At 69.7% G+C, this 21,347-nt stretch carries 22 protein-coding genes; 10 read left to right on the forward strand and 12 right to left on the reverse strand.

All coding sequences use genetic code 11. The annotated features are described in order from the left end of the window. Positions 1 to 3: 3 nt before the first annotated feature. Positions 4 to 729, reverse strand: coding sequence for an HAD family hydrolase (locus WBA97_RS37765; RefSeq protein WP_424235831.1), 726 nt, complete (start codon positions 727 to 729; stop codon positions 4 to 6). 241 nt (positions 730 to 970) lie between these two features. Here WBA97_RS37765 and WBA97_RS37770 point away from each other — a divergent pair, with 241 nt between their 5' ends. Together WBA97_RS37770 and WBA97_RS37775 are read left to right on the forward strand one after the other, a co-directional pair. Next, positions 971 to 1,765, forward strand: a complete 795-nt coding sequence (locus tag WBA97_RS37770; RefSeq protein ID WP_424235832.1) for an inositol monophosphatase family protein — start codon at positions 971 to 973, stop codon at positions 1,763 to 1,765. Positions 1,766 to 1,813: 48 nt separating this feature from the next. Continuing rightward, positions 1,814 to 2,218: a VOC family protein gene (locus WBA97_RS37775; protein WP_424235833.1), complete on the forward strand. Its 405-nt coding sequence runs from the start codon at positions 1,814 to 1,816 to the stop codon at positions 2,216 to 2,218. A gap of 4 nt (positions 2,219 to 2,222) precedes the next feature. Here WBA97_RS37775 and WBA97_RS37780 read toward each other — a convergent pair whose 3' ends face one another. The 5 genes from WBA97_RS37780 to kstD are packed head-to-tail and all read right to left on the reverse strand — an operon-like array spanning position 2,223 to position 7,255. Next, entirely contained in the window at positions 2,223 to 3,083 is an 861-nt protein-coding gene (locus WBA97_RS37780) for a MaoC/PaaZ C-terminal domain-containing protein (RefSeq protein ID WP_424235834.1), read from the reverse strand. A 7-nt stretch (positions 3,084 to 3,090) separates the two neighbouring features. Next, positions 3,091 to 4,101, reverse strand: coding sequence for a 2Fe-2S iron-sulfur cluster-binding protein (locus WBA97_RS37785; RefSeq protein WP_424235835.1), 1,011 nt, complete (start codon positions 4,099 to 4,101; stop codon positions 3,091 to 3,093). Positions 4,102 to 4,155: 54 nt separating this feature from the next. Further along, on the reverse strand, positions 4,156 to 4,476 hold the full coding sequence (locus WBA97_RS37790) for a hypothetical protein (protein ID WP_424235836.1): 321 nt from the start codon (positions 4,474 to 4,476) through the stop codon (positions 4,156 to 4,158). Beyond that, positions 4,473 to 5,597, reverse strand: coding sequence for a Rieske 2Fe-2S domain-containing protein (locus tag WBA97_RS37795; RefSeq protein WP_424235837.1), 1,125 nt, complete (start codon positions 5,595 to 5,597; stop codon positions 4,473 to 4,475). Before WBA97_RS37795 ends, WBA97_RS37790 begins: the two co-directional genes overlap by 4 nt. Continuing rightward, entirely contained in the window at positions 5,594 to 7,255 is a 1,662-nt protein-coding gene (gene kstD, locus WBA97_RS37800; RefSeq protein ID WP_424235838.1) for a 3-oxosteroid 1-dehydrogenase, read from the reverse strand. The genes WBA97_RS37795 and kstD overlap by 4 nt, the downstream gene beginning before the upstream one ends. Here kstD and WBA97_RS37805 point away from each other — a divergent pair. The 6 genes from WBA97_RS37805 (at position 7,254) to WBA97_RS37830 (ending at position 13,300) form a co-directional block, all read left to right on the forward strand. Next, positions 7,254 to 8,810, forward strand: coding sequence for an FAD-binding protein (locus WBA97_RS37805; protein ID WP_424235839.1), 1,557 nt, complete (start codon positions 7,254 to 7,256; stop codon positions 8,808 to 8,810). The two genes, kstD and WBA97_RS37805, sit on opposite strands and share 2 nt — an antisense overlap. Before the next feature lie 39 nt (positions 8,811 to 8,849). Beyond that, positions 8,850 to 10,040, forward strand: a complete 1,191-nt coding sequence (gene hsaA / locus WBA97_RS37810; protein ID WP_424235840.1) for a 3-hydroxy-9,10-secoandrosta-1,3,5(10)-triene-9,17-dione monooxygenase oxygenase subunit — start codon at positions 8,850 to 8,852, stop codon at positions 10,038 to 10,040. 108 nt (positions 10,041 to 10,148) lie between these two features. After that, a complete protein-coding gene (gene hsaD / locus WBA97_RS37815) occupies positions 10,149 to 10,985 on the forward strand; it encodes a 4,5:9,10-diseco-3-hydroxy-5,9,17-trioxoandrosta-1(10),2-diene-4-oate hydrolase (RefSeq protein WP_424235841.1) in 837 nt (278 codons plus the stop codon). After that, on the forward strand, positions 10,985 to 11,890 hold the full coding sequence (hsaC, locus tag WBA97_RS37820; RefSeq protein WP_424235842.1) for an iron-dependent extradiol dioxygenase HsaC: 906 nt from the start codon (positions 10,985 to 10,987) through the stop codon (positions 11,888 to 11,890). Before hsaD ends, hsaC begins: the two co-directional genes overlap by 1 nt. Beyond that, positions 11,887 to 12,423 carry a 3-hydroxy-9,10-secoandrosta-1,3,5(10)-triene-9,17-dione monooxygenase reductase subunit gene (gene hsaB / locus WBA97_RS37825; RefSeq protein WP_424235843.1) on the forward strand — a complete coding sequence of 179 codons (537 nt, stop codon included), beginning with the start codon at positions 11,887 to 11,889 and terminating at the stop codon, positions 12,421 to 12,423. Before hsaC ends, hsaB begins: the two co-directional genes overlap by 4 nt. 10 nt (positions 12,424 to 12,433) lie before the next feature. Next, a complete protein-coding gene (locus WBA97_RS37830; protein WP_424235844.1) occupies positions 12,434 to 13,300 on the forward strand; it encodes an alpha/beta fold hydrolase in 867 nt (288 codons plus the stop codon). On the opposite strand, the gene WBA97_RS37835 is transcribed toward WBA97_RS37830, so the two are convergent. The 3 genes from WBA97_RS37835 to WBA97_RS37845 are packed head-to-tail and all read right to left on the reverse strand — an operon-like array spanning position 13,290 to position 15,571. Beyond that, positions 13,290 to 14,051 (reverse strand): hypothetical protein, encoded by a 762-nt coding sequence (locus tag WBA97_RS37835; RefSeq protein WP_424235845.1) that lies wholly within the window; start codon positions 14,049 to 14,051, stop codon positions 13,290 to 13,292. The genes WBA97_RS37830 and WBA97_RS37835 overlap by 11 nt on opposite strands. Next, positions 14,048 to 14,584, reverse strand: coding sequence for a SigE family RNA polymerase sigma factor (locus WBA97_RS37840; protein ID WP_424235846.1), 537 nt, complete (start codon positions 14,582 to 14,584; stop codon positions 14,048 to 14,050). Before WBA97_RS37840 ends, WBA97_RS37835 begins: the two co-directional genes overlap by 4 nt. A gap of 39 nt (positions 14,585 to 14,623) precedes the next feature. Further along, the gene (locus WBA97_RS37845) at positions 14,624 to 15,571 is read right to left on the reverse strand and encodes an acyl-CoA dehydrogenase family protein (RefSeq protein WP_424235847.1); all 948 of its coding nucleotides are present in this window, start codon (positions 15,569 to 15,571) and stop codon (positions 14,624 to 14,626) included. 113 nt (positions 15,572 to 15,684) lie between these two features. On the opposite strand from WBA97_RS37845, the gene WBA97_RS37850 reads away from it, so the two are divergent. After that, entirely contained in the window at positions 15,685 to 17,223 is a 1,539-nt protein-coding gene (locus tag WBA97_RS37850; protein WP_424235848.1) for a serine/threonine-protein kinase, read from the forward strand. On the opposite strand, the gene WBA97_RS37855 is transcribed toward WBA97_RS37850, so the two are convergent. From WBA97_RS37855 to WBA97_RS37865, 3 genes are read right to left on the reverse strand one after another with little or no spacing between them, the layout of a single operon-like run. Next, positions 17,201 to 18,076, reverse strand: a complete 876-nt coding sequence (locus WBA97_RS37855; protein WP_424235849.1) for an acyl-CoA dehydrogenase family protein — start codon at positions 18,074 to 18,076, stop codon at positions 17,201 to 17,203. The two genes, WBA97_RS37850 and WBA97_RS37855, sit on opposite strands and share 23 nt — an antisense overlap. Continuing rightward, positions 18,073 to 19,203: an acyl-CoA dehydrogenase family protein gene (locus WBA97_RS37860; RefSeq protein WP_424235850.1), complete on the reverse strand. Its 1,131-nt coding sequence runs from the start codon at positions 19,201 to 19,203 to the stop codon at positions 18,073 to 18,075. Before WBA97_RS37860 ends, WBA97_RS37855 begins: the two co-directional genes overlap by 4 nt. Next, on the reverse strand, positions 19,193 to 20,032 hold the full coding sequence (locus WBA97_RS37865; RefSeq protein ID WP_424235851.1) for an enoyl-CoA hydratase: 840 nt from the start codon (positions 20,030 to 20,032) through the stop codon (positions 19,193 to 19,195). Before WBA97_RS37865 ends, WBA97_RS37860 begins: the two co-directional genes overlap by 11 nt. 41 nt (positions 20,033 to 20,073) lie before the next feature. On the opposite strand from WBA97_RS37865, the gene WBA97_RS37870 reads away from it, so the two are divergent. Further along, positions 20,074 to 21,210, forward strand: coding sequence for an acyl-CoA dehydrogenase family protein (locus tag WBA97_RS37870; protein ID WP_424235852.1), 1,137 nt, complete (start codon positions 20,074 to 20,076; stop codon positions 21,208 to 21,210). Positions 21,211 to 21,347 lie beyond the last annotated feature (137 nt).

Consider the following 21,347-nt stretch of genomic DNA (forward strand, 5'->3'; position numbering starts at 1 on the left):
TGATCAGCCTGCCACCGCGGTCATCCGCACCGAAGCCAAGGTGGTGAGGAACGCCTGAGTGTCGCTGAGGTCAGGCAGTACGGCGTCGGGCCCGCAGTCAGTCAGCTCGTCGACGCCGTACACACCACTCGCCACCGCTATGATCTTCGCGCCGCCGTCGTGGGCAGCCTGCACGTCGAGCGGCGTGTCCCCGATGAGAACGGTCGACTCGCGGTCGAACGTCCGCCCGTACCTGGCCGCGACTTTCCGCCGAGAAGCATCGATCAGCTTCGACCGAACGATGTCGTCCGACCCGGTCCCGCCGATGTCGAGGTCGAGCCACTTCTCCAGCCCGAACGTCGTCACCTTGAGCCGAGAGTTCTCGACGACGTTGCCGGTCAGCACGGACTGAAGGACGGTCGGCTGGTCACTCAGCGCGGAGAGCGCGTCGACGACACCGGGAAGGACGTAACCGCGGTCGGCGAGGTCACCCGCCTTGGCGGCCATCACCTCCCGGAGCACGTCCGCAAATGCAGAGATAGGCCCGAAAGCCTCCGGCGACTCACCGTTGGCGACAAGCAGCTCGTGCATGATCTGGAGATCGGTCCGCCCGTGGGTAACAGGCCGAGCCGAAGGCGACCGGCCGACGACCCGCTCGAACGCGCCCTGGTACGTCTCCTTGCTGATCCCACCGTTCTCGATCAGCGTGTGGTCGACGTCCCACAACACCAGCGTCTCGCGGAACTCCATGAACACACCCTCTCACGGCGACCTCACGACCAGCGTGAACGCGCCATGACCGACGACCAGCCTGCGGACCTGGTAGGCACAAAGCCATGGCCCGCATCGACCACTACCGCAACCCAGACGCCCCACTTCACAAGTTCGCTATCCATCCATCGATCCTCCTGCGCATAGGAAGCGGGCCGCGTTGAATCACGTTCGTCCAGGTGTTCACGTCCATGTGGGATCGAGCAAAGGACACTGCCGAGTGACCGACGAACTGCTCGACCTCCAACGGATCGCCGAACAGGCCGTGGGGCTCGGCTTCGACATCGTCAAGAACACCACGCCAGCCGAAATCCGGCACAAGGGCGACCGCGACGTGGTCACCGATGTCGACCTCACGGTCCAGAACGAAATCCACGACTTCCTCAAGCGCATGACCCCCGAAATCGGCTTTCTCGGTGAAGAAGAGACGGCCGCGACCAAACTCGACGACGACCGGGACGTGTGGATGCTCGATCCGGTTGACGGCACATCGAACTTCGCGCACGGACTGCCGCTGTGTGCGGTTTCGCTCGCACTGGTACGCAGTGGTGAGCCCGTTGTCGCTGCCGTCGTCGCTCCATTCCTCGACCTTCGGTACGTTGCCGCGAAGGGGCACGGAGCGTTCGGGAACGGCGTTCAACTTCAGGCCAGCGGGGCAACCAACCTCGCGGAGTCCATAGTTTCCATCGGCGACTACGCGGTAGGTGACCAGGCAGAGGTCAAGAACAATCGCCGGATTCGGCTCACCACATTACTGGCTGAGCGAGTCGAAAGGGTCCGGATGTTCGGCTCCGCTGCTCTCGATCTTTCCTGGGTGGCAGAAGGACGCACGGATGCGACGATCATCTTGGCCAACAAGCCATGGGATACCGCCGCAGGTGTGCTCCTTGTACGTGAGGCCGGTGCCATCGTGGTCGATGCAAGCGGCTCACCTCACGGATTCGCCTCGGCCGAGACGATCGCCATCAGCCCTGGAATCGCTGATTCACTGCTCTCGTTGGTCAATGCCGTCTGAGGAGCTTGCCCACAAGGTCGTTCAGAATCTCTTGGAGTCCGGTAAGCCATGAACCCGCACGCCAGCCGAGTCGCCCACTTCGTGATCGACGTCGGTGATCTCGACCAGGGTGTCATCTTCTGGTCCGCTGCGCTCGAAGCCACAGAGGAACCCATCAACCCTGCCAGCAGCAGGATCTATCGACGACTACGTCTCCCTGACTCCGAGATACGGGTGCTCCTCCAGTTCACCACCGACCAGAAGGCCGGTAAGGAACGGATGCACCTCGACCTCGAAACCGACGACGTACCGGCTGAAGTGCGCCGCCTCGAAGCGCTCGGCGCGACCCGCTGGGACCACCAGCGTGAGCGAGGCAGCGACTTCTGGGTAATGCGCGACCCCTGGGGAAATGAGTTCTGCGTTCTTCAAACCGAATTTCCCGACCTGCTCGCCAAGCGTCGAACGTCGTCATGAATCGCTAACGGACCGTGAGTATTGTTTCGTCCAGGACCACCGTGTCGTTGCGGTTGATGGACGTGGTGATTGCCTGGTAGCCCTTTTCCGTTTGCCACATGCGGACTCGCAGGGTCTCGCCCGGGAAGACCACTCCCGAGAAGCGGGCCGAGAACGAGCCGACGGCTGTGACGTCGCCCTTCAGCATCTCGTCCACGATGGCCTTGCAGACCATGCCGTACGTGCACAGCCCGTGCAGGATGGGGCGGTCGAAACCGGCCTTCTCCGCGAATTCCGGGTCGGCGTGCAGCGGGTTGCGGTCGCCGCACAGGCGGTACAGCAGTGCCTGCTGTGGCAGCGTCGGCAGTTCCACCACCAGGTCCGGGGCGCCGACCGGCGGTGGGAGACGCAGCGCGGGGCCCCGGGAGCCGCCGAAGCCGCCCTCGCCCCGTGCGAAGATGCCGGTCGTCGTTGTCCACAGTGGAGCGCCCGCCAGGTCGACTACCTTGGCCTCCTGGACGATGACCGCTGCCTTGCCCTTGTCCCACACATCCGCGATGCGGGCGCGGGAGGTGGCGCGGCCCGCGATCGGCAGGCGGGCGTGGATGGTGATCGACTGGGTGCCGTGCAGGACCTTCGAGAGGTCGATGTCGATGCCCGGGAAGGACACGGCGGGCGGCTCGAACATCCGGAAGTTGGGGGCGACCACCCCGAACGTCGGCAGGACCTGGAGCCGGTCCTCCAGGACGTACTTCAGTTCGGACTCCTCCGTCGGGTGTCCGCCCGCGCCCACCGCCAGGTGGTACAACAGCACGTCGGTGCTGGTCCACGCGAACTCGGTCTTCCCCAGGTCCGCTCCGACGGCGACCTCCGGGTCGATGGGCATCCTTACCTCATTCGTAGCTGATCTCGACCTCGTCCGTCACCGGCAGGGACTGGCACGCCAGCCGGATGCCGTCCGCGAGGTCCTCCTCCTCGAGAACATCATTGTTCAGCATTTTGACCTCGCCCGACACCAACCGGCACGCACACGCACTGCACGCACCCTCTCGGCACGAGTACGGCGCGTCAAGTCCACGTTCGAGCAGCAGGTCCAGCAGCCTGGTCTCGGCCGGCCAGTCGAACCGGTGTTCGGCACCGTCCAGCGTGACCTTCACCGACGCGCTGCGTGACGAGGCGGCCCGCGCGGGTGCCGCCTGCTCGAACGGGTTCGCGCCGAGTGACGTGAAGCGCTCGAGGTGGATCCGCCCGCGCGGCACCGCCAGTGTGGACAACGCGGCGCGGACCGCGGTCATGAACGGGGCCGGGCCGCAGACGAACGCCTCGTGCGCGGCATAGGGGCGGGCCAGCGTGGCGAGGGTGTCCGGCGTGGGCAGCCCCTGCACGGACTCCAGCCAGTGCAGCCCGGCCAGCCGGGCGGGATACCGGGCCGCCAGCGCCGTCAGCTCGGCCGCGAAGATCACCGACTGCTCGTCGCGGTTCGCGTACACCAGCACCACGCGGCCGGTGCCCTTCGCCAGCGCCGACTTCACGATCGACAGCACGGGGGTGATGCCGCTGCCCGCCGCGAACAGCAGCAGGTCCGCGTCGAGGGAGGCCGGGGTGAAGATGCCCGCCGGCGCGAGGGCCTCCAGTTCGTCGCCTGCCGACACCGAGTCGCAGATCCAGTTCGAGCCGTAGCCGTCCGCCGTCCGCTTCACCGTGACCTGGAGAACGGTGTCGGTGTGCGGGGAACTGGACAACGAGTAGCACCTGGCCACCGAGCCGCAGCGCTCGCTGGGGATCCGGAGCGTCAGGAACTGGCCGGGCCGGTAGTCGAACCCGGGTGAGTCGAACACCAGCGAGCACGCGTCCGCCGTCTCACGAACGACCTCGCGGACCCGCAGCCGAAACGACTCAGTCATGACGGCCCCTCGCAGGCTCCGGGCCGTCTCGGCGTCCATGATTCGTTCGCGAGCTCACTCATCCCGTACCGCCACCTCGCCGGTCGCCACCGCTTTCTCGATCGCCTCCCGCAGCCGCGGGCACGTGTCGATCCGCGCCGACAGCTCGCCCGCCGCGACCCGCGCCGCGAACTCCGGGCACGACTCGGCTGGCGAGGACTGCCACTGGATGCTCGTCTGCATCCGGCTCGCCTTGCGCACCAGCACCTCCGTCGTACACGCGGCGCACGCGACCGGCGCCAGGCCCGCGGTCAGGAACTCGTGCTCGTCGGCGAGTGTCCCGATCGGGTCGGTGTGCGGCGGTGCCTTGGCCCACGACGCGGCCCACGAGGTCATCCCGCCGCCTCCTGACGTGCCAGGTTCTCGGCGACCTCCTGCTCCCAGACCTCGTTCGCGCGGGTCGTGTCCACCTCGAACTCGAAACGCCGGGTCATCTCCTCGGTCACGTCCCCGGCGTCCACATAGAACTGCTCGTACCACCGCCGCAGCTGGTAGACCGGGCCGTCCTCCTCGCACAGCAGCGGGTTGTCGATGCGGGTCTTGTTCCGCCAGATCTCCACGTCCTGCAGGAACCCGACGCCGAAGCTCTTCGCGAGCTTCGCGGCCACCTTGTCGGCCTTCTCCTCGTCGAGGCCGGGCAGCTTCTTCACGCTCACGCCCCACTGCAGGACGAAGGAGTCCGCGCTGACGGGGTAGTGGCAGTTGATCAGCACGGTCTCGATGGTCGTGCCGTGGTAGTCCTGCCAGAGATCGTTGATCATGTAGGACGGCCCGAAGTACGACGCCTCCGACTTGAGCGTCACGTCGTCCGCCGAGTACGACCCAGCCGAGACGTCCGGCCTGCCGCGCGAGTTCAGGTACTGCGTGGCGATGTGGCCATCGAACACGTTCTTGAAGTAGGTCGGGAACGCGAAGTGGATGTAGAAGAAGTGGGCCATGTCCACCATGTTGTCGATGATCTCGCGGCAGTTGGAGCCGTCGATCCGCACGGTGTCCCAGGTCCACTCGCTCCACTCAGGACCGGACGCGCCGCGGGCCTCGGGGATCACCACGTCGTCCTGCGGCGCGTTGCCCTCCGGGTCGTGCCATACGAACAGCTGCTTGTTGCGTTCGAGCGTCAGCCACGACCGGGTCCGCGCCCGCATCGGAATCCTTTTGGCATAAGGGATCTGCACGCACTTGCCGGTGCCCGACCAGCGCCAGTCGTGGAACGGGCACGCGATGGCCTCGCCCTTGACCGTGCCCTGCGACAGGTCGCCGCCCATGTGCCTGCAGTACGCGTCGAGCACGTTCAGCGTGCCGTCCCCGGTCGCGAACACGACGAGCTTGGTGCCGAACGCCTCGATCGCGTGCGGTTTGCCGTCGCGGAACGGTTCCGCGAGCCCGAGGCAGTGCCACCCGCGAGCGAACCGCTCCCGGGGCGCACCGACGTCGATCGTGCGAAAACCACTGGTCATTGCTTCGCTCCCGCCATGTCGAGTGCCGCCAGGTACCCGAACACCATCGCCGGTCCCAAGGTCGCGCCCGGCCCCGCGTACGTGCGTCCCATCACCGGCGCGCTCGCGTTGCCCGCCGCGTACAGTCCGTCGATCATCGTGCCGTCCTCACGCAGTACCCGCGCCGAGGTGTCGGTACGCAGACCACCTTTCGTGCCGAGGTCACCGGGCACGATCCGGATCGCGTAGAACGGGCCCTTCACGAGGGGCGCGAGGTTCGGGTTCGGCCGGTTGCGCGGGTCGCCGTAGTACCGGTCGTACGCGCTTTCGCCGCGGTGGAAGTCGGCGTCCACGCCGGACTCGGCGAACCCGTTGAACCGGGACACGGTGGCCCGTAACGCGTCCTCGGGCAGCTCGATCTCCTTCGCCAGTGCCTCCAGTGTCGGCGCGCGCCGCACCGTGCCCGCCTTGTACCAGCGGCCGGGAAAGGGCTGGCGGGGACCGAGTCCCGCGAAGATGTACCGGTTGCGGTAGGTCTGGTCGGCGATCAGCCAGGCGGGCACGCTGCCGGTGTCGTACATCGCGTGCACGGCGTCCACGTAGGGTGCCGCCTCGTTCGTGAACCGCTCGCCCCGCTCGTTCACGAGGATGCAGCCGGGCAGGCTTCGTTCCGCCAGGCAGAAGTACGGGCCGCGCGGCAGCATGATCGAGGGGCCCCACCACGCGTCGTCCATCAGCGCGATCGCCGCGCCGAGCCGCATGCCTGCCTCGATGCCGTCGCCGGTGTTGTCCTCCGCGCCGACCGTCCACTCGGTACCGATCGGTGCCCGCTGGTACTCCTTGCGCATCCGCTCGTTGCGTTCGAAGCCACCCGATGCGAGCAGCACGCCTTTCGCCGCGCGGATCGGGCCGGTCTCGGTCTCCACGCCGACGACGCGGCCGTCCTCAACGATGAGCCCGGTGAGCGGTGTCGAGAGGCGGACCGGGACGTTCAGCGTGGCCAGTCCGGCACGCAGACCCGCGGAAAGTGCCTGTCCCATGGTGAGCAGCCGTCTGCGCATGGCGAGTGACACGACGCGGCGACCCGCGACGCGAGCCGTGCGGAGGATGCCGCGCGGATGCCTGGCGACGAGGTTCATCCACCGGTAGTCGGCCTGCGTGACCGCGATGCCGGTGGGTGCCTTGAGGTACGGGGGTTCGAGGTGCGCCAGGTCGTCGCCGAGCACGGCCGCGTTGAGCGGGCGTGGCTCCAGCGAGCGGCCCCTTGGCAGGCCCCCGGGTGCCTCGGGGTAGTAGTCGGCGTAGCCGTTCACCCAGCGCATGCGCAGCGGTGTGCACGCGAGGACGAACCGCAGCATGGCCGGGCCGTGCTCCAGGAACGCCATGCGCATGGCGTCGTCGACGACGTCGCCGGTGATGTGGGTGAGGTAGGCGCGTGCCTGCTCCGGGGTGTCGGGCACGCCCTCGGCGAGCAGCACGTCGTTGTTCGGGATCCAGACGCCGCCGCCGGAGCGTGCCGTCGAGCCGCCGAAGCGCGGCGCCTTCTCGATGAGCACGGTGCGCAGGCCGTGGTGGGCCGCGGTCAACGCGGCGGTCATGCCTGCCGCCCCACTGCCGACAACGACCACGTCGTACTCGTTCATGGCACCCATACTAGAACAGGTTATAGTTTTTGCCATGCCCTTGGAGTGGGACGAGGACGCCGACGTCGTCGTGGTGGGGTTCGGCGGGGCCGGCGCGTGCGCCGCGCTGGAGGCCGCGCGGACGGGCGCGTCCGTGCTGGCCATCGACCGGTTCACCGGCGGCGGCTCGACGGCGATGTCGGGCGGGGTCGTGTACGCGGGTGGCGGCACGTCGGTCCAGAAGGCCGCCGGGGTGGCCGACACGGTCGACGACATGGCCGCCTACCTGCGGCAGGAGGTCGGCGACGTGGTGTCGCCGTCGACACTGCGCGAGTTCTGCGAGTCCAGCGCGGACATGATCGAGTGGCTGGCCGGCGCGGGGGTGCCGTTCGACCCGTCGGTGTGCCCGTTCAAGACGTCCTACCCGCCGAACGACTACTACCTGTACTACTCGGGCAGCGAGAACGCGTGGCCGCACCGGGCCGGGGCCACACCAGCGCCGCGCGGGCACCGGACGCACGGGAAGGGGACGTCCGGCCGGGTGTTCTTCGCCGCGCTGGCGGCCTCGGCCAGGGCCGAGGGTGTGCGGGTGCTGCCGCAGACGACGGCGACGTCGCTCGTGGTCGAGGACGGCCGGGTCATCGGCGTCGAGTGCCGGACATTGCGGTCGCGGTGGCACGGCGTGCTGCACCGGTACGCCACCAAGCCGGGGCTCTACCTCCCGGGTTTCGCGCGTTCGCTGCACCGGCGGATCACGGCGCTGGAGGCGTCGCGGGGGCGCACGATCCGGATCCGGGCGCGGCGCGGCGTGGTGCTGTCGGCGGGCGGGTTCGTGAACAACCGGGCGATGCTGCGCGAGCACGCGCCGGAGTTCCTCGGCGGGCTGCCGCTGGGGACACAGGGCGACGACGGCAGTGGTATCCGCCTTGGCGAGTCGGTGGGCGGTGTGACCGACCGGATGTCGACCGTGTCGGCGTGGCGTTTTCTGACGCCGCCGTCGGCGTTGCTGCGTGGCGTGCTCGTGGACTCGGCGGGTGCGCGGTTCGTCGACGAGTCCAGCTACGGCGCGGCGATCGGCTCGCGGCTGGTGCTGGAACGCGGCGGCAAGGCGTGGCTGCTGGTTGACGAGCGGATCCTGCGTGCCGCGCGACGGCAGGTCCGGCGGGAAACCCTGTGGTTCCAACGAATTACGGCGCACTACCTCCTGCGGGCCGCACTGGTGCGTGGCCGGTCGGTGGCGGAGGTGGCGCGCGGGTCGGGCGTCGATCCGGCCGGACTGGCGGCGACGGTGGCCGCCTACGGGCGCGAGGAGGACGCGTTCGGGAAGTCTCCCGAGCTGGTGGCCCCCTTGACCGGGCCGTATGCGTTGATCGACTGCTCGTACGGACCACGACTGGGCTATCCGTGTCCGATGCTCACCCTCGGTGGGCTACGGGTCGACGAGAAGACGGGACAGGTCCTGGACGTGCCGGGCCTTTACGCCGCGGGCCGCACCGCGGTCGGGATCTGTTCGAACTCCTACGTGAGCGGCCTGTCCTTGGCGGACTGTGTCTACTCGGGCCGCAGAGCGGGCCGCCACGCGGCGGTGGCTGGGCCGGGACCAACACTTTGATTCCGGGGAGGCGGGCTAGCGCGGACTAGTTCGACAGGAATGAGAACGTGTTCTAGTCTTGGGTGTGTGAGCGAACAGGTGCTTGACGCTGTGCGGGAGCTTCTTCCGGTGTTCCGGGAGCGGGCCCAGGACACCGAGGACGCGCGCCGGATCTCCTCGGAGTCGATCAAGGCACTCCAGGAGTCCAGGTTCTTCAAACTGCTCCAGCCCACCCGCTACGGCGGGATCGAGGCGCATCCCAACGACTTCTACCGGGCCGTGCGTGCGATCGCCTCCGCCTGCGGGTCGACCGGGTGGGTGGCCGCCGTGCTCGGGTGTCACCCGTGGCAGCTCGGGTTGTTCGACGACCGCGCACAGCGGGAGGTCTGGGGCGAGGACGACGACACCCGTGTCTCATCGAGCTACGCGCCGATGGGCCGGGCCACGCCGGTAGAAGGCGGGTTCGAGTTCACCGGCCGCTGGAGCTTCTCGTCCGGCTGTGACCACGCCACCTGGGTCTTCCTCGGCGGCCTGGTGCTCGGCGAGGACGGCACCCCGACCGACTTCCGCACCTTCCTGCTGCCACGCGCGGACTACGCCATCGACGACGTCTGGGACACCATCGGCCTGCGGGGCACCGGCAGCAACGACATCATCGTCGAGAAGGTGTTCGTGCCCGGGTACCGGACGCTGAGCTTCATGGACACCGGCCGCTGCCACGGGCCGGGGCAGGCCGTCAACACCGGGCCGCTCTACAAGCTGCCGTTCGCGTCCGTCTTCTCCTGTTCCATCGCGGTGCCCGTCGTCGGGATGGCCGAGGGCGCCTACGACGCCTACGTGACCCACACGCGGGAACGGGTGCGTGCGTCGACCGGTGGGCGGGCCGCCGAGGACTCCTTCAACCAGCTCCGCATCGCCGAGGCGGCAGGCAGGATCGACACGGCCGTGCTGCAGATCGAGCGCAATCTCGACGAGGAGCTGCGGCACGTGACCGAGGGCGAGAAGATCCCGTTCCCGCTGCGGGTGCGGACGCGCCGCGACCAGGTGAACGCCACCAGCGCGGCGATCGCGGCCGTCGACCGGCTCTTCGAGAGCGCGGGCGGGCGGGCACTCAAGGTCGGCACGCCGATACAGCGCTTCTGGCGCGACGCGCACGCGGGCCGGGTGCACGCCATCAACGATCCGGAGAAGGCACTCGTCATGTACGGGCAGCAGCAGCTCGGGTTGAAGGTGCAGGACGCGTGGGTCTGACTACAGAGGAGCGGAGCGAAGGAGCGGGCGCCGCCTGGACTGAGGAGCGCGCGCAGGCGCGAGGAACGAGCGCCGAGCACGCGACGAGGGAAGGCGGCGTCTGAGCGGATGAGCGCAGCGACCCATACAACAGAGGACATTCGTGCCGGGCTCCACTACTACGAGGCCGGTAGCGGCGAGACGGTCGTGCTGCTGCACGGCGGTGGGCCCGGCGCGTCCGGGTGGAGCAACTTCGGGCGCAACCTTGCCGTGTTCGCGGACCGGTACCGCACGATCGTCGTGGACCAGCCCGGGTTCGGCGGTTCCGACAAGCCGGACATCACCAGCCAGTACTTCACGTTCTCCGCCGACGCCCTGCTGAAGTTCCTCGACGAGCTGGGCATCGAGAAGGCCCACTTCGTCGGCAACTCGCTCGGTGGCGGCACCGCGGTCCGGTTCGCGCTGCGCTATCCGGACCGCGCGGGACGGCTCGTGCTCATGGCGCCCGGTGGGCTGGGGCTGAACGTGTTCGCGCCCGACCCGACCGAGGGCATCAAGAAGCTCTACCGGTTCGCCGCGCCGCCGGGGCCGTCGAAGGAGAAGCTTGCCGACTTCCTGCGCACGCTCGTCTATGACGCTTCGCTCGTCACCGACGAGCTGGTCGACGAGCGGTACGCGGTCGCGAGCGACCCGGACACGTTGGCTGCCATGGCGGCCATGGGTGCCTCTTTCGCGGCGAACCCGGAGGAGGGCATGCTCTGGCGGGAGGCGCACCGGCTGCGGCAGCGCGTCCTGCTGGTGTGGGGCCGCGAGGACCGGGTCAACCCGCTCGACGGCGCGCTCACCGCGCTGAAGCTGATCCCGCGCGCACAGCTGCACGTGTTCGGCCGATGTGGACACTGGGCACAGCTCGAGAAGTTCGCCGAGTTCAACCGCATCGCCATGGACTTCATCGGGAGCGAGTGATGGGCATCCGATCCCTTGCCTACCTGCGCATCGAGGCCACCGACATCGAGGCGTGGCGGGTGTACGGGCTCAAGGTCCTCGGCATGGTCGAGGGCAATGGCACCCGCGACGACGCGCTCTACCTGCGCATGGACGACTTCCCGGCACGCCTGGTCATCGTCCCCGGCGAGGCCGACCGGCTCTCGGCGTCCGGCTGGGAGGTCGCGAACGTCGCAGAACTTGGCGAGGTCTGCGGTCGCCTGGAGGCCGCGGGCGTGCCGTACAAGGAAGGTACGCGGGAGGAACGCGCGGACCGGCGGGTCGACCAGCTGATCACGTTCGACGACCCGTCCGGCAACACCCTCGAGGTCTTCCACGGCGCGGCACTGGAGCACCGGCGGGTAGTCAGCCCGTACGGGCACCGGTTCGTCACCGGCGAGCAGGGCCTCGGCCACGTCGTACTGTCCACACAGGACGATGCGGAGGCGCTGGCCTTCTACCGCGACGTCCTGGGGTTCCGGCTCCGCGACTCGATGCGCCTGCCGCCGCAGCTCGTCGGCAGGCCTGCCGACGGGGATCCCGCGTGGCTGCGGTTCTTCGGCTGCAACCCGCGCCACCACAGCCTCGCGTTCCTGCCGATGCCGACGCCGTCCGGGATCGTGCACCTCATGGTCGAGGTCGAGAACACCGACGATGTCGGCCTGTGCCACGACCGCGCGCTGCGCCGCAAGGTGCCGATGTCGGCGACGCTCGGCAGGCACGTCAACGACCTGATGCTGTCCTTCTACATGAAGACGCCCGGCGGGTTCGACGTCGAGTTCGGCTGCGAGGGCCGCCAGGTCGACGACGAGGCATGGATCGCCCGCGAGAGCACCGCGGTCTCCCTGTGGGGACACGACTTCTCGATCGGCGCGCGGCAGGGATGATTCCTTCGGCACGGTTTCGCAAGGCGCTGGGCAACTTCTGTACCGGCGTCACGGTCGTGACCGCCATGCGGGACGACGAGCCGGTGGGGTTCGCGTGCCAGTCGTTCGCGGCGCTGTCGCTCGATCCGCCGCTCGTGCTGTTCTGCCCTGGGCGAACCTCGCGCACGTGGCCGCACATCGAGGCGCACGGCCACTTCTGCGTGAACGTGCTCGCCCACTCGCAACAGGACGTGTCCGCCGTGTTCGGAAAGGCGGGCGACGACAAGTTCTCGTGCGTGCCCTGGGCACCCGCGCCCTCCGGCGCCCCGATCCTCGCCGGCGTCCTGACCTGGCTCGACTGCGCCGTCGAGGCCGTGCACGAGGCGGGCGACCACTACGTCGTGATCGGCCGGGTCACCACGCTCGGTGACCAGCGCGACGAGCGGCCGCTGCTGTTCCACCGCGGCGCGTACACCGTCACCGAGCCCGCCGAACCGACGCCGGGCATCCTCGACAACCTCATCACGTGGTCCAGGCACGACGACTGGATCTAGTCTCGAAAACATGGAGTTCTCGGAGATCGTCGTCAAGACGGACCGGCTGGACTTTCCCGCACTCGCGGCCGGTGACGGCCCGGTCGTCGTGTGCTGGCACGGTTTCCCCGACCACCCCATGACGTTCGCGCCGCTGGCACAGCACCTCGTGACCGAGGGGCGCCGGGTCGTCATGCCGTTCCTGCGCGGGTTCCATCCTTCGACGGTCGACGCGCTGACCTACTCGGACAGCATCACGCTCGCCGCCGACGCGGCCGCGGTCGCCGAGGCGTTCTGCGAGCCGGTCGACATGATCGGACACGACATCGGCGCCGGCATGGTGGCGCGGGTCGCGGCGGCGTGGCCGGACCGCCTGAACCGCGGCGTCACGCTGGCCATCCCGCCGCCCGCCACACTGGGCCAGGCACTGAGCGATCCCGCGCAGCAGCAGCGGCTGTTCTACCTGTTCCTGTTCACCGTCGAGGGGGTAGCGGAGGCGGTGCTGAACACCGACCGCAAGCTCATCGACTACCTGTGGTCGACCTGGTCGCCGCGGCTGACGCTCGACGCCGCGCACAGGGCGCGGGTCCACGAGCTGTACGGCGACGAGAAGTACCTCGACAACGTGCTGAAGATCTACCGCGCGAACTTCGACCCTGGCCGGTTCGACCCTGCGCTCGTCGACTACGGCGGCCGCACCGAGGCGGTGGCGTCGAAACCGTTGCTGGTACTGGGTGGCGGCGACGACGGCTGCATCGACCCGCGCCAGTTCGTCGACGCGCACAAGGGGCTCGCGGCCGGGTCCGAGGTGGAGGTCCTGCCCAGGGTCGGGCACTTCCTCCACCTCGAACAACCGGACACGGTCGCGAGACGGGTCCTCGACTGGCTCAGTAGGTGAACGCCCGCCCGAACTCCAGCCACTGGTCTTCGGTGATCTCGGGCTTCGGCTTGTCCGCTGGCCAGTCGACGGAGAGGTGCATGCCGGTGCGGTCCGGGCGTTCGGAGACGATGTAGACGGAGTTCTCGTCGCCCTTGCTGAGCGCCACCGCGGTGCCGTCGTCGAGGACCTCGGTCCGGACGCAGCTGCCCGCGGCGCACGTCACCTCGCCGATCTTGTCGCTGACGTAGACGAAGAAGCCGAGGGTGGTGCCGTTGTCGTCGATGACGTCGCCCTCGGCGAAGCAGCCTCTCCCGTCGCAGCCGAACCCGAAGGCGCTGTGCTGCCAGCTCGCGGGCAGGATCCGGTCGAACGCGGCGATCATCTCCGTCTGCAACCGGGGCTTGCGCTCGGCGTTCTCCTCGGGGGTGGCGTCCTCCTGAACCTCAGGCGCGTTCGGCACTGTCGTCGGCGAGTCCTGCGTGGTGGGCGGCGGGTCCGCCGAACTGCTCGCCGGGTCCGCCGAGCTGCTCGCCGGGGCGGGTTCGGTCGTCCGCGAGGTGGCCGGGCCGGTCGCCGTCGGGTCCTGCCACGACCCGATCGCCACGGTGAGCGCGCCGATCGCGACGAGCGTGGCGAACGTGGCGGTGTACACGGCGCGCCGGGCGCGGCGGTGGGCGTGGGCCAGCTGGATCACGGTGTGGGAGTCGATGGGGGCGGGTTCTGCCTCGTTGGCCAGCAGCGACAGGCCGCGGGTGATGTCGTGGGTCATGACTTCAGCTCCTTGAGCGCCTCGGCGTCCAGTCCGGCCAGCGCGGCGCGCAGCGCGGCGAGGCCTCGTGCGGACTGGCTCTTCACGTTCCCTTCCGAGCACCGCAGGATGGTGGCCGTTTCGGTCACGGTGTGCTGTGACCAGTAGCGGAGCACCACCGCGGCGCGTTGGCGAGGCGGGAGCTTGGCGAGTGCGACCCGGATGACCTCCTTCTGGTGCATGACCCCGGCGGGGTCGCGCTCCGGTGCTGGCGTGTCGGGGACGTGGCCGTCCTGCGACTCGGCGCGGCGCCATGGGCGGCGCCGCTCGTTCAGCCAGCACCGCAGCAGCACCTTCCTGGCGTACGGGTCCGCGGCGTCCTTGTCCCGCACCTTCGGCCACGCCTGGTACAGCCTGATCAGGCAGGTCTGCACGAGGTCGTGCGCGAGGTGCTGGTCACCGCAGAGCAGGTAGGCCAGTCGTGTCAGCGACGCCGTCGACCGGGTCGCGAACACGTGGAAGCGCTCGTCGTCGCTTCTGTCGCGCGGGCTCATACCCCTCACACACGCCGCGGGCTCTGAAGGTTGCGCGCCCTAGCTGCCCGGTCCGACGCCGAGGCGCGCGGTGTGCTCGCGTGGTGAGCCGAACAGGTGCGTGTTGCCGTGCGCCCGCTTGAAGTACAGGTGCGCGTCGTGCTCCCAGGTGATCGCGACGCCGCCGTGCAGCTGGATCATCTCGGCCGCGACCTGTGAGAACGCCTCCGTGCACCAGACCGTCGCGGTGGCGGCGGTGCGCGCCAGGTCCTCGCCGGTCGCCACCGCCTTCGCGGCCGCGAGTGCCGCCGACTCGGCCGTCTCCACCAGCACGTGCATGTCGGCCATCCGGTGCTTCAGCGCCTGGAACGACGCGAGCGGTCGGCCGAACTGGGTCCGCTGCCTCGTGTGGTCCACGGTCAGCTCAAGGCAGCGGGCCGCGGCGCCCGCCGACTCCGCGCACAGCGCCGCACACGCCACGTCCCGGACGCGTGCCATGTCCGGCACACCGAGGAACCGCCCGGCACCGGTCGCCGTGACCGTCGCCAGCCTGCGGGTCGGGTCCATGCCACCCGCAGGAGTGACGTGCACCTCCGACTGTGACAACGCGTACAGTCCGTCGTCGCGCGGCACCAGGAAAACGTCCGCGACCTGGGCATTCAGTGCGTACGCGCCCAACACGGGCGACATGACCGCACCGGCCGCGATCTCCGGCAGCAACCCGGCGATGTCGGACCCCGTCGACTCGACCGCCGCGGCCGCCACCACCGAACCGAGGTAAGGCCCCGGCGTCAGGAACCGGCCAAGCTCCGACAGCACCACCCGGGTCTCGAGGAACGTTGCTTCGCAGGTCGGAGGGGCTGCCAGGGCGGTAATTCCCAGGGACACCAGCCGCGCCCACAGCTTCTCGTCGTAACCGGATGACGACGTCATCACCGACCGGGTGTCCGACTCGCGGGTGAGCAGCCGACGAAGGGTGTCACGCAGCGCGTCCTGCTCGGAGGTCACCGCTCAATTCAACCAAACAGTTGCTTGGTTGCCTAGGAGGTAGCCCGATCAGGTGGATTCGATATCCTCATGACTCAGGTCGGGGGCCTGGTCCGAATCCATCCGAGGAGTCGTTGGTCATCGAGAAGGGTGCACTGGTCGCCGGTCGTTACCGACTGATCGAACAAGTCGGCAGCGGAGCCATGGGCGTCGTGTGGAAGGCGCAGGACGAGCGGCTCGGCCGTACCGTCGCGATCAAACGGCTCGTCGTTCGCTACGCGCTCTCCGAGTCCATGACGGAGGAGACCCGCAGACGGGCCATGCGTGAGGCCCGGATCGCGGCGCGCCTCCAGCACCGCAACGCGATCGCCCTGTTCGACGTGGCGGAACACGAGAGCGACCCGATCCTGGTCATGGAGTTCCTGCCGTCCAAGAGCCTGTCGGCGGTGCTGGACGAACGTGGCACGCTGACCCCGGCGGAGGCGGCGGAGATCGGTGCGCAGGTCGCGGAGGCCATCGCCGCCGCGCACGCCGTCGGCATCGCGCACCGCGACATCAAGCCGGGCAACATCCTGCTCGCCGAGAACGGCACGGTGAAGATCACCGACTTCGGCATCTCCCGAGCGCTCGACGACGGGACCGCCACCACGCAGACCAGCATGGTCGCGGGCACCCCCGCCTACCTCGCGCCGGAGATCGCCCGAGGCGACGAGTCGTCCCGCGCCTCCGACGTGTTCTCCCTCGGTTCGACGCTCTACCACGCGATCGAGGGCCGGCCGCCGTTCGGCACCAACACCAACCCGCTCGCACTGCTGCACGCGGTCGCGTCCGGCAATGTGCCGCCCCCGCGCAACGCGGGCGCGCTGGCGCCGACGCTCATGAGCCTCATGCGTGTCGACCCGGCCGACCGGCCGAGCATGCAGGAGGTGGCGGCCGCGCTGGCGGGTGTCAGCACGGAACCGGTGCCGGTCCAGCCCATCCGTTCCGCGCCGAAGACGCCGCCACGGCCGGTGCTCGCGGCGGCGCCGACCCAGCCGGCGCCGCGGGCCGTGCCCGCCCAGCCGACCGCCGCGTTCCCGAGGCCCGCCGCGGCACCGCAGGCGGGGCCGTCACGCAGGAACCTGGTGATCGTGGGCGCGGTCGCGCTGTTCGTGCTGGCCGGGACGCTGTTGGCCGTGCTCATGCTGAACAGCCCCGACAAGCCGGGCGGCGAACGCCAGGCGGGCAACGGCACCGCCCAGAATGGCGGCGAATCCCAGAAGCCGTCCCAGTCGGACGACCCGTCCGATCCGCCGGACGACTCCTCCGACAAGCCGTCGGACCCGGGGCCGATTCCCGCCGACCCGGCCGGCGGGCCCATCGGCTACAGCGCCGCAGGCCAGCGGGTGATCGACTACTTCAACGAGGTCCAGAACGCGCCGGGCCGCTGGGGGATGCTGACCCCCCACGCGCAGGCGCTGTTCGGCGGTCAGGACGCGTTCAACGAGTACTGGGCGCAGTTCACGAACGTCTCGTCCTCCGACGCGACCGGGGTGACCCCGAACGCCGACGGCTCGGTGATGGTGCCGGTCAACGTCACCTACACGACCGAGGCCGGGCCGAAGACCGAGCACAAGACGATCCGCGTGACCAGGGTCAACGGCCAGCTGCTCATCGACTCCGAAGCGAAGTGAGCACCTGGCGCCGGTGCCAGGTCTGTGTGCCCCACGCCGAGCGCAGCGCCCTGACCTTGAGCAGTGACCACGACATGGCGTGCTCGCGGGTGTAGCCGATCGCGCCGTGGACCTGCAGCGCGACCCGCGCGGCGAGGTAGGCCGCGTCGGCGGCGGCGACCCTGGCCGCCGAGATGTCGCGGGTCTCGCCGGTCACCGCGGCCGCGTGCACGAGCGGGCGGGCGAACTCGAGCGCCACCAGCACGTTCGCGAGGTGGTGCTTGACCGCCTGGAACTCGCCGACGGGGCGGCCGAACTGCCGCCGCTGCGTCACGTACTCGCTCGCCTGGTCCAGCAGGCCGCGGCCGAGGCCGACCAGCTGGGCCGCCTGGCACAGCACGCCGGCGTCGAGCACGTCCCCGGCGGTGCCGACCCATTCGCCTGGCCGGACCTCGAAGAGCCGCCGCGCCGGGTCGACGGAGGTGAGCAGGGCGCCGGTCTCGGCCCGGCACACCGCGTCGCCGTCGACCACGTACGGGGTGGCCACGTCCGCGTCCAGCGCGTACGGCACGTGTGGCGGCAGCGCGACGGTCGCCAGTCCGGGAATGCCCAGCGCGGGCGCCACCGCGTACGACTCGATCAGCGGCCCCGGCACGGCGTGCCTGCCCAGCTCCTCGAACACCACGACCAGCTCGACCGGGAGGTCCGCAAGCTCAGCCACGCCGATCTTGGCGAGCCTGCCGAGCAGGTCGAGCCCGGGGCCGGGGTCGCCCGCCGCCCACGACCTGCTGACCGCGGGCACGTCCGTGCCGGACAACAGCGCGTGCACGCTCGCGGCCAGCTCCCGCTGCTCGGTGCTCAGCGCGAACCTCATCGGTCACCTCTCGGCAGGCCGAGCACCCGCTCGGCGACGACGTTGCGCTGGATCTCGTTGGTGCCCGCGTAGATCTGCCCGGACAACGCGAACAGGTGACCGGACTGCCACGGCCCGGCCAGCTCACCGTCCGCGCCGAGCAGATCGAGCGCGGTCTCGTGCAGCGCCACGTCCAGCTCGGACCAGAACAGCTTGTTCACGCTCGACTCGGCGCCGAGCGCGCCGCCTTCGGCGAGGCGGCTGATCGTGCCCAGCGTGTACAGGCGGTAGGCCTGCGCGCCGATCCACGCGTCGGTCACCCGGTCCGCCATGCGGGGGTCGGGATTCGCGTGCCACAGGTCGACGAGTCGCTCGGCGCCCGCCATGAACCGGCCAGGGCTGCGCAGTGTCAGGCCGCGTTCGTTGCCCGCCGTGGTCATCGCGACCCGCCAGCCATCGCCTGGCGCGCCGATCACGTCCTCGTCCGGCACGAACACGTCGTCGAGGAAGATCTCCGCGAAGCCAGGCACGCCGTCGAGCTGCTCGATCGGCCGGACGGACACGCCGTCGGCCCGCAGGTCGAACATGACGTAGGTGAGCCCGCGATGCGGCTGGGCCTCGGCGTCACTGCGGAACAGGCCGAACGCGCGGTCGGCGTGGCTTGCCCTGCTGCTCCACGTCTTCTGACCGCTCAGCAGCCAGCCGCCGTCGGTCCTCGCGGCTCTGCTCCGGACCGACGCCAGGTCGCTGCCCGCCTCCGGCTCCGACCACGCCTGTGCCCAGATGTCGTCCGCGCGGGCCATGCGCGGCAGGACGCGGTCGCGTTGCTCGTCGGTGCCGAACGCGAACAACGTCGACGCGAGCAGCGCGATGCCGTTGCCGCTGACGCGGGCGGGCGCGCCCGCCGCGTAGTACTCGTCCTCGAAGACCAGCCACTCCAGCAGCGTCGCGTCGCGGCCGCCGTACTCGTACGGCCAGGTCACCGCGGAGAGGCGGGCGTCGGCGAGGGTGCGTTCCCACGCCCGGTGCAGGGGGAAGCCCGCCTCGGTGTCCATGGGCGGCAGTGGGTCACTCGGCACGTTGGTGGCGAGCCAGTCCCGCACCTCGTCGCGGAACCCGAGGGTCTTCGCGTCCAGGTCAAGATCCACTGGCGTTCCTCATCGACCGGGCGTCCAGGCCGCCGAGCGAGTCCGTCGACGTCTCCGCGTTGTGGGCGTGCGCGAAGTGGTGCAGGCCGAACACCGAGTCCATCCCCGCGCGCAGGCCCATCTGGTCCTCCGCCTGGTTCACCGCCCGCTTCGCGAGCGCGAGCCCGAAGCGTGGCATGGCAGCGATTCGCGCTGCGACCTGCTCGGTCTCATTGCGCAACTCTTCGCGCGGGACGACCTTGTTGACCATGCCCAGCTCGTACGCGCGCGCCGCGCCGAACCGGTCACCGGTGAACAGGAACTCCTTGGCCGCGCGCGGGCCGAGCATCCACGGGTGCGCGAAGTACTCCACGCCAGGGATGCCCATGCGCACCACCGGATCGGAGAAGAACGCGTCCTCGGCCGCCACGATCAGGTCGCACACCCACGCGAGCATCAGCCCGCCCGCGATGCACGCGCCCTGCACCATCGCGATCGTCGGCTTCGGGATCTCCCGCCAGCGGCGGCACATCCCCAGGTAGACCTCCATCTCGCGGGCGTAGCGTCCATCGCCGCCCGGTTTGCCGACGTGGTCCCACCACATGACGGCCTTGCGGTCGAAGCTCGTGTCGACGTCGCGGCCCGGGGTGCCGATGTCGTGTCCCGCGGAGAAGTGCTTGCCCTCGCCCGCCAGCACGATCACCTTGACCTCGTCGTCGTCCACGGCGCGGGTGAAGGCGTCGTCGAGCGCGTAGGTCATCGCGGAGTTCTGCGCGTTGCGGTACTCGGGTCGGTTCATGGTCACGATCGCCACGGGCCCGGCGACCTCGTAACGAACAACCTCGGTCACGTTGCCTCCTACCAAAGCAATTGCTTGGTAGGCTAACACCCGTGACGCCGCTGGAGGAGTTCCGCGCGACGGTGCGCGAATGGCTGGCCGACAACCTGTCCGGCGACTTCGCCGCGCTGCGCGGGCTTGGCGGGCCCGGCCGCGAACACGAGGCGCACGACGAGCGCATCGAGTGGGACCGGCACCTGGCGGCGGCGGGCTGGACCTGCCTCGGCTGGCCGGTCGAGCACGGCGGCCGCGGCGCGTCGATCGACGAGCGGGTCGTCTTCCACGAGGAGTACGCCAGGACCGCCGCGCCCGCGCGGGTGAGCCACTTCGGTGAGGAACTGCTCGGCCCGACGCTGATCGCGCTCGGCACCGCTGAGCAGCGGAAACGCTTCCTGCCGCCGATCAAGCAGGTCACGGAGCTGTGGTGCCAGGGCTACTCGGAGCCCGGCGCCGGGTCGGACCTCGCGTCCGTGTCGACCTCGGCGGTGCGCGACGGTGACGAGTGGGTGATCACCGGGCAGAAGGTGTGGACCTCGCTCGCGCACCTGGCCCAGTGGTGCTTCGCGGTGGTCCGGACCGAACCCGGCTCGACGCGGCACGCCGGCCTGTCGTACCTGCTCGTGCCGATGGACCAGCCCGGCGTCGAGGTGCGGCCCATCGAGCAGCTGACCGGCGGGTCGGAGTTCAACGAGGTGTTCTTCACGGGTGCGCGCACGGCCGAGGACCTGGTGGTCGGCGAGGTCGGCGACGGCTGGCGGGTCGCGATGACGACCCTCGGCTTCGAACGCGGCGCCGCCACCCTCGGCCAGCAGGTCGGGTTCCGGCGTGAGCTGGACGCTCTCGTCGCGCTCGCCCGCGACACGGGCGTCCTCGACGATCCGGTCATGCGCGAGAAGCTGACCAGGGCCCGCATCGGCCTCGACGTCATGCGCTGGCACGCGCTGCGCACGATTGACGGACAAGGTGCGTCGGTCACCAAGCTCGTGTGGGCGACCTGGCACCGCGGCCTGGGGGAGCTGGCGATGGAGGTGCTCGGCGCGGCGGGCATGGCCACCGACGGCGAGCTTTCCGAGTGGCAGCGACTGTTCCTGTTCACCCGCGCGGACACGATCTACGGCGGCGCCAACGAGATCCAGCGCAACATCATCGCCGAGCGGGTGCTCGGCCTACCGAGAGAGGCACGCGGGTGACCGACCACGACCTGCCGACGGAGGCACGCGGGTGACCGGCCACGACCCTTTTGCGGGAGAAACGCGGGTGACCGACCATGACCCTTTTGCGGGAGGCACGCGGTGACTGGCCATGACCTGCCGAGGGAGGCACGCGG

The organism is Actinophytocola sp. (assembly GCF_049647105.1).
GTDB lineage: Bacteria > Actinomycetota > Actinomycetes > Mycobacteriales > Pseudonocardiaceae > Actinophytocola.

Excerpts from the sequence above, each read along its gene's own strand:
- WBA97_RS37855 (WP_424235849.1), bottom strand. The coding sequence starts at position 18,076 with ATGAGGTTCGCGCTGAGCACCGAGCAGCGGGAGCTGGCCGCGAGCGTG.
- hsaC (WP_424235842.1), top strand. The coding sequence starts at position 10,985 with ATGGGCATCCGATCCCTTGCCTACCTGCGCATCGAGGCCACCGACATC.
- WBA97_RS37830 (WP_424235844.1), top strand. The coding sequence starts at position 12,434 with ATGGAGTTCTCGGAGATCGTCGTCAAGACGGACCGGCTGGACTTTCCC.
- hsaA (WP_424235840.1), top strand. The coding sequence starts at position 8,850 with ATGAGAACGTGTTCTAGTCTTGGGTGTGTGAGCGAACAGGTGCTTGAC.
- kstD (WP_424235838.1), bottom strand. The coding sequence starts at position 7,255 with ATGGCAAAAACTATAACCTGTTCTAGTATGGGTGCCATGAACGAGTAC.
- WBA97_RS37805 (WP_424235839.1), top strand. The coding sequence starts at position 7,254 with ATGCCCTTGGAGTGGGACGAGGACGCCGACGTCGTCGTGGTGGGGTTC.
- WBA97_RS37780 (WP_424235834.1), bottom strand. The coding sequence starts at position 3,083 with ATGCCCATCGACCCGGAGGTCGCCGTCGGAGCGGACCTGGGGAAGACC.
- WBA97_RS37790 (WP_424235836.1), bottom strand. The coding sequence starts at position 4,476 with ATGACCTCGTGGGCCGCGTCGTGGGCCAAGGCACCGCCGCACACCGAC.
- WBA97_RS37795 (WP_424235837.1), bottom strand. The coding sequence starts at position 5,597 with ATGACCAGTGGTTTTCGCACGATCGACGTCGGTGCGCCCCGGGAGCGG.
- WBA97_RS37785 (WP_424235835.1), bottom strand. The coding sequence starts at position 4,101 with ATGACTGAGTCGTTTCGGCTGCGGGTCCGCGAGGTCGTTCGTGAGACG.
- WBA97_RS37840 (WP_424235846.1), bottom strand. The coding sequence starts at position 14,584 with ATGAGCCCGCGCGACAGAAGCGACGACGAGCGCTTCCACGTGTTCGCG.
- hsaD (WP_424235841.1), top strand. The coding sequence starts at position 10,149 with ATGAGCGCAGCGACCCATACAACAGAGGACATTCGTGCCGGGCTCCAC.
- hsaB (WP_424235843.1), top strand. The coding sequence starts at position 11,887 with ATGATTCCTTCGGCACGGTTTCGCAAGGCGCTGGGCAACTTCTGTACC.
- WBA97_RS37765 (WP_424235831.1), bottom strand. The coding sequence starts at position 729 with ATGGAGTTCCGCGAGACGCTGGTGTTGTGGGACGTCGACCACACGCTG.
- WBA97_RS37835 (WP_424235845.1), bottom strand. The coding sequence starts at position 14,051 with ATGACCCACGACATCACCCGCGGCCTGTCGCTGCTGGCCAACGAGGCA.
- WBA97_RS37775 (WP_424235833.1), top strand. The coding sequence starts at position 1,814 with ATGAACCCGCACGCCAGCCGAGTCGCCCACTTCGTGATCGACGTCGGT.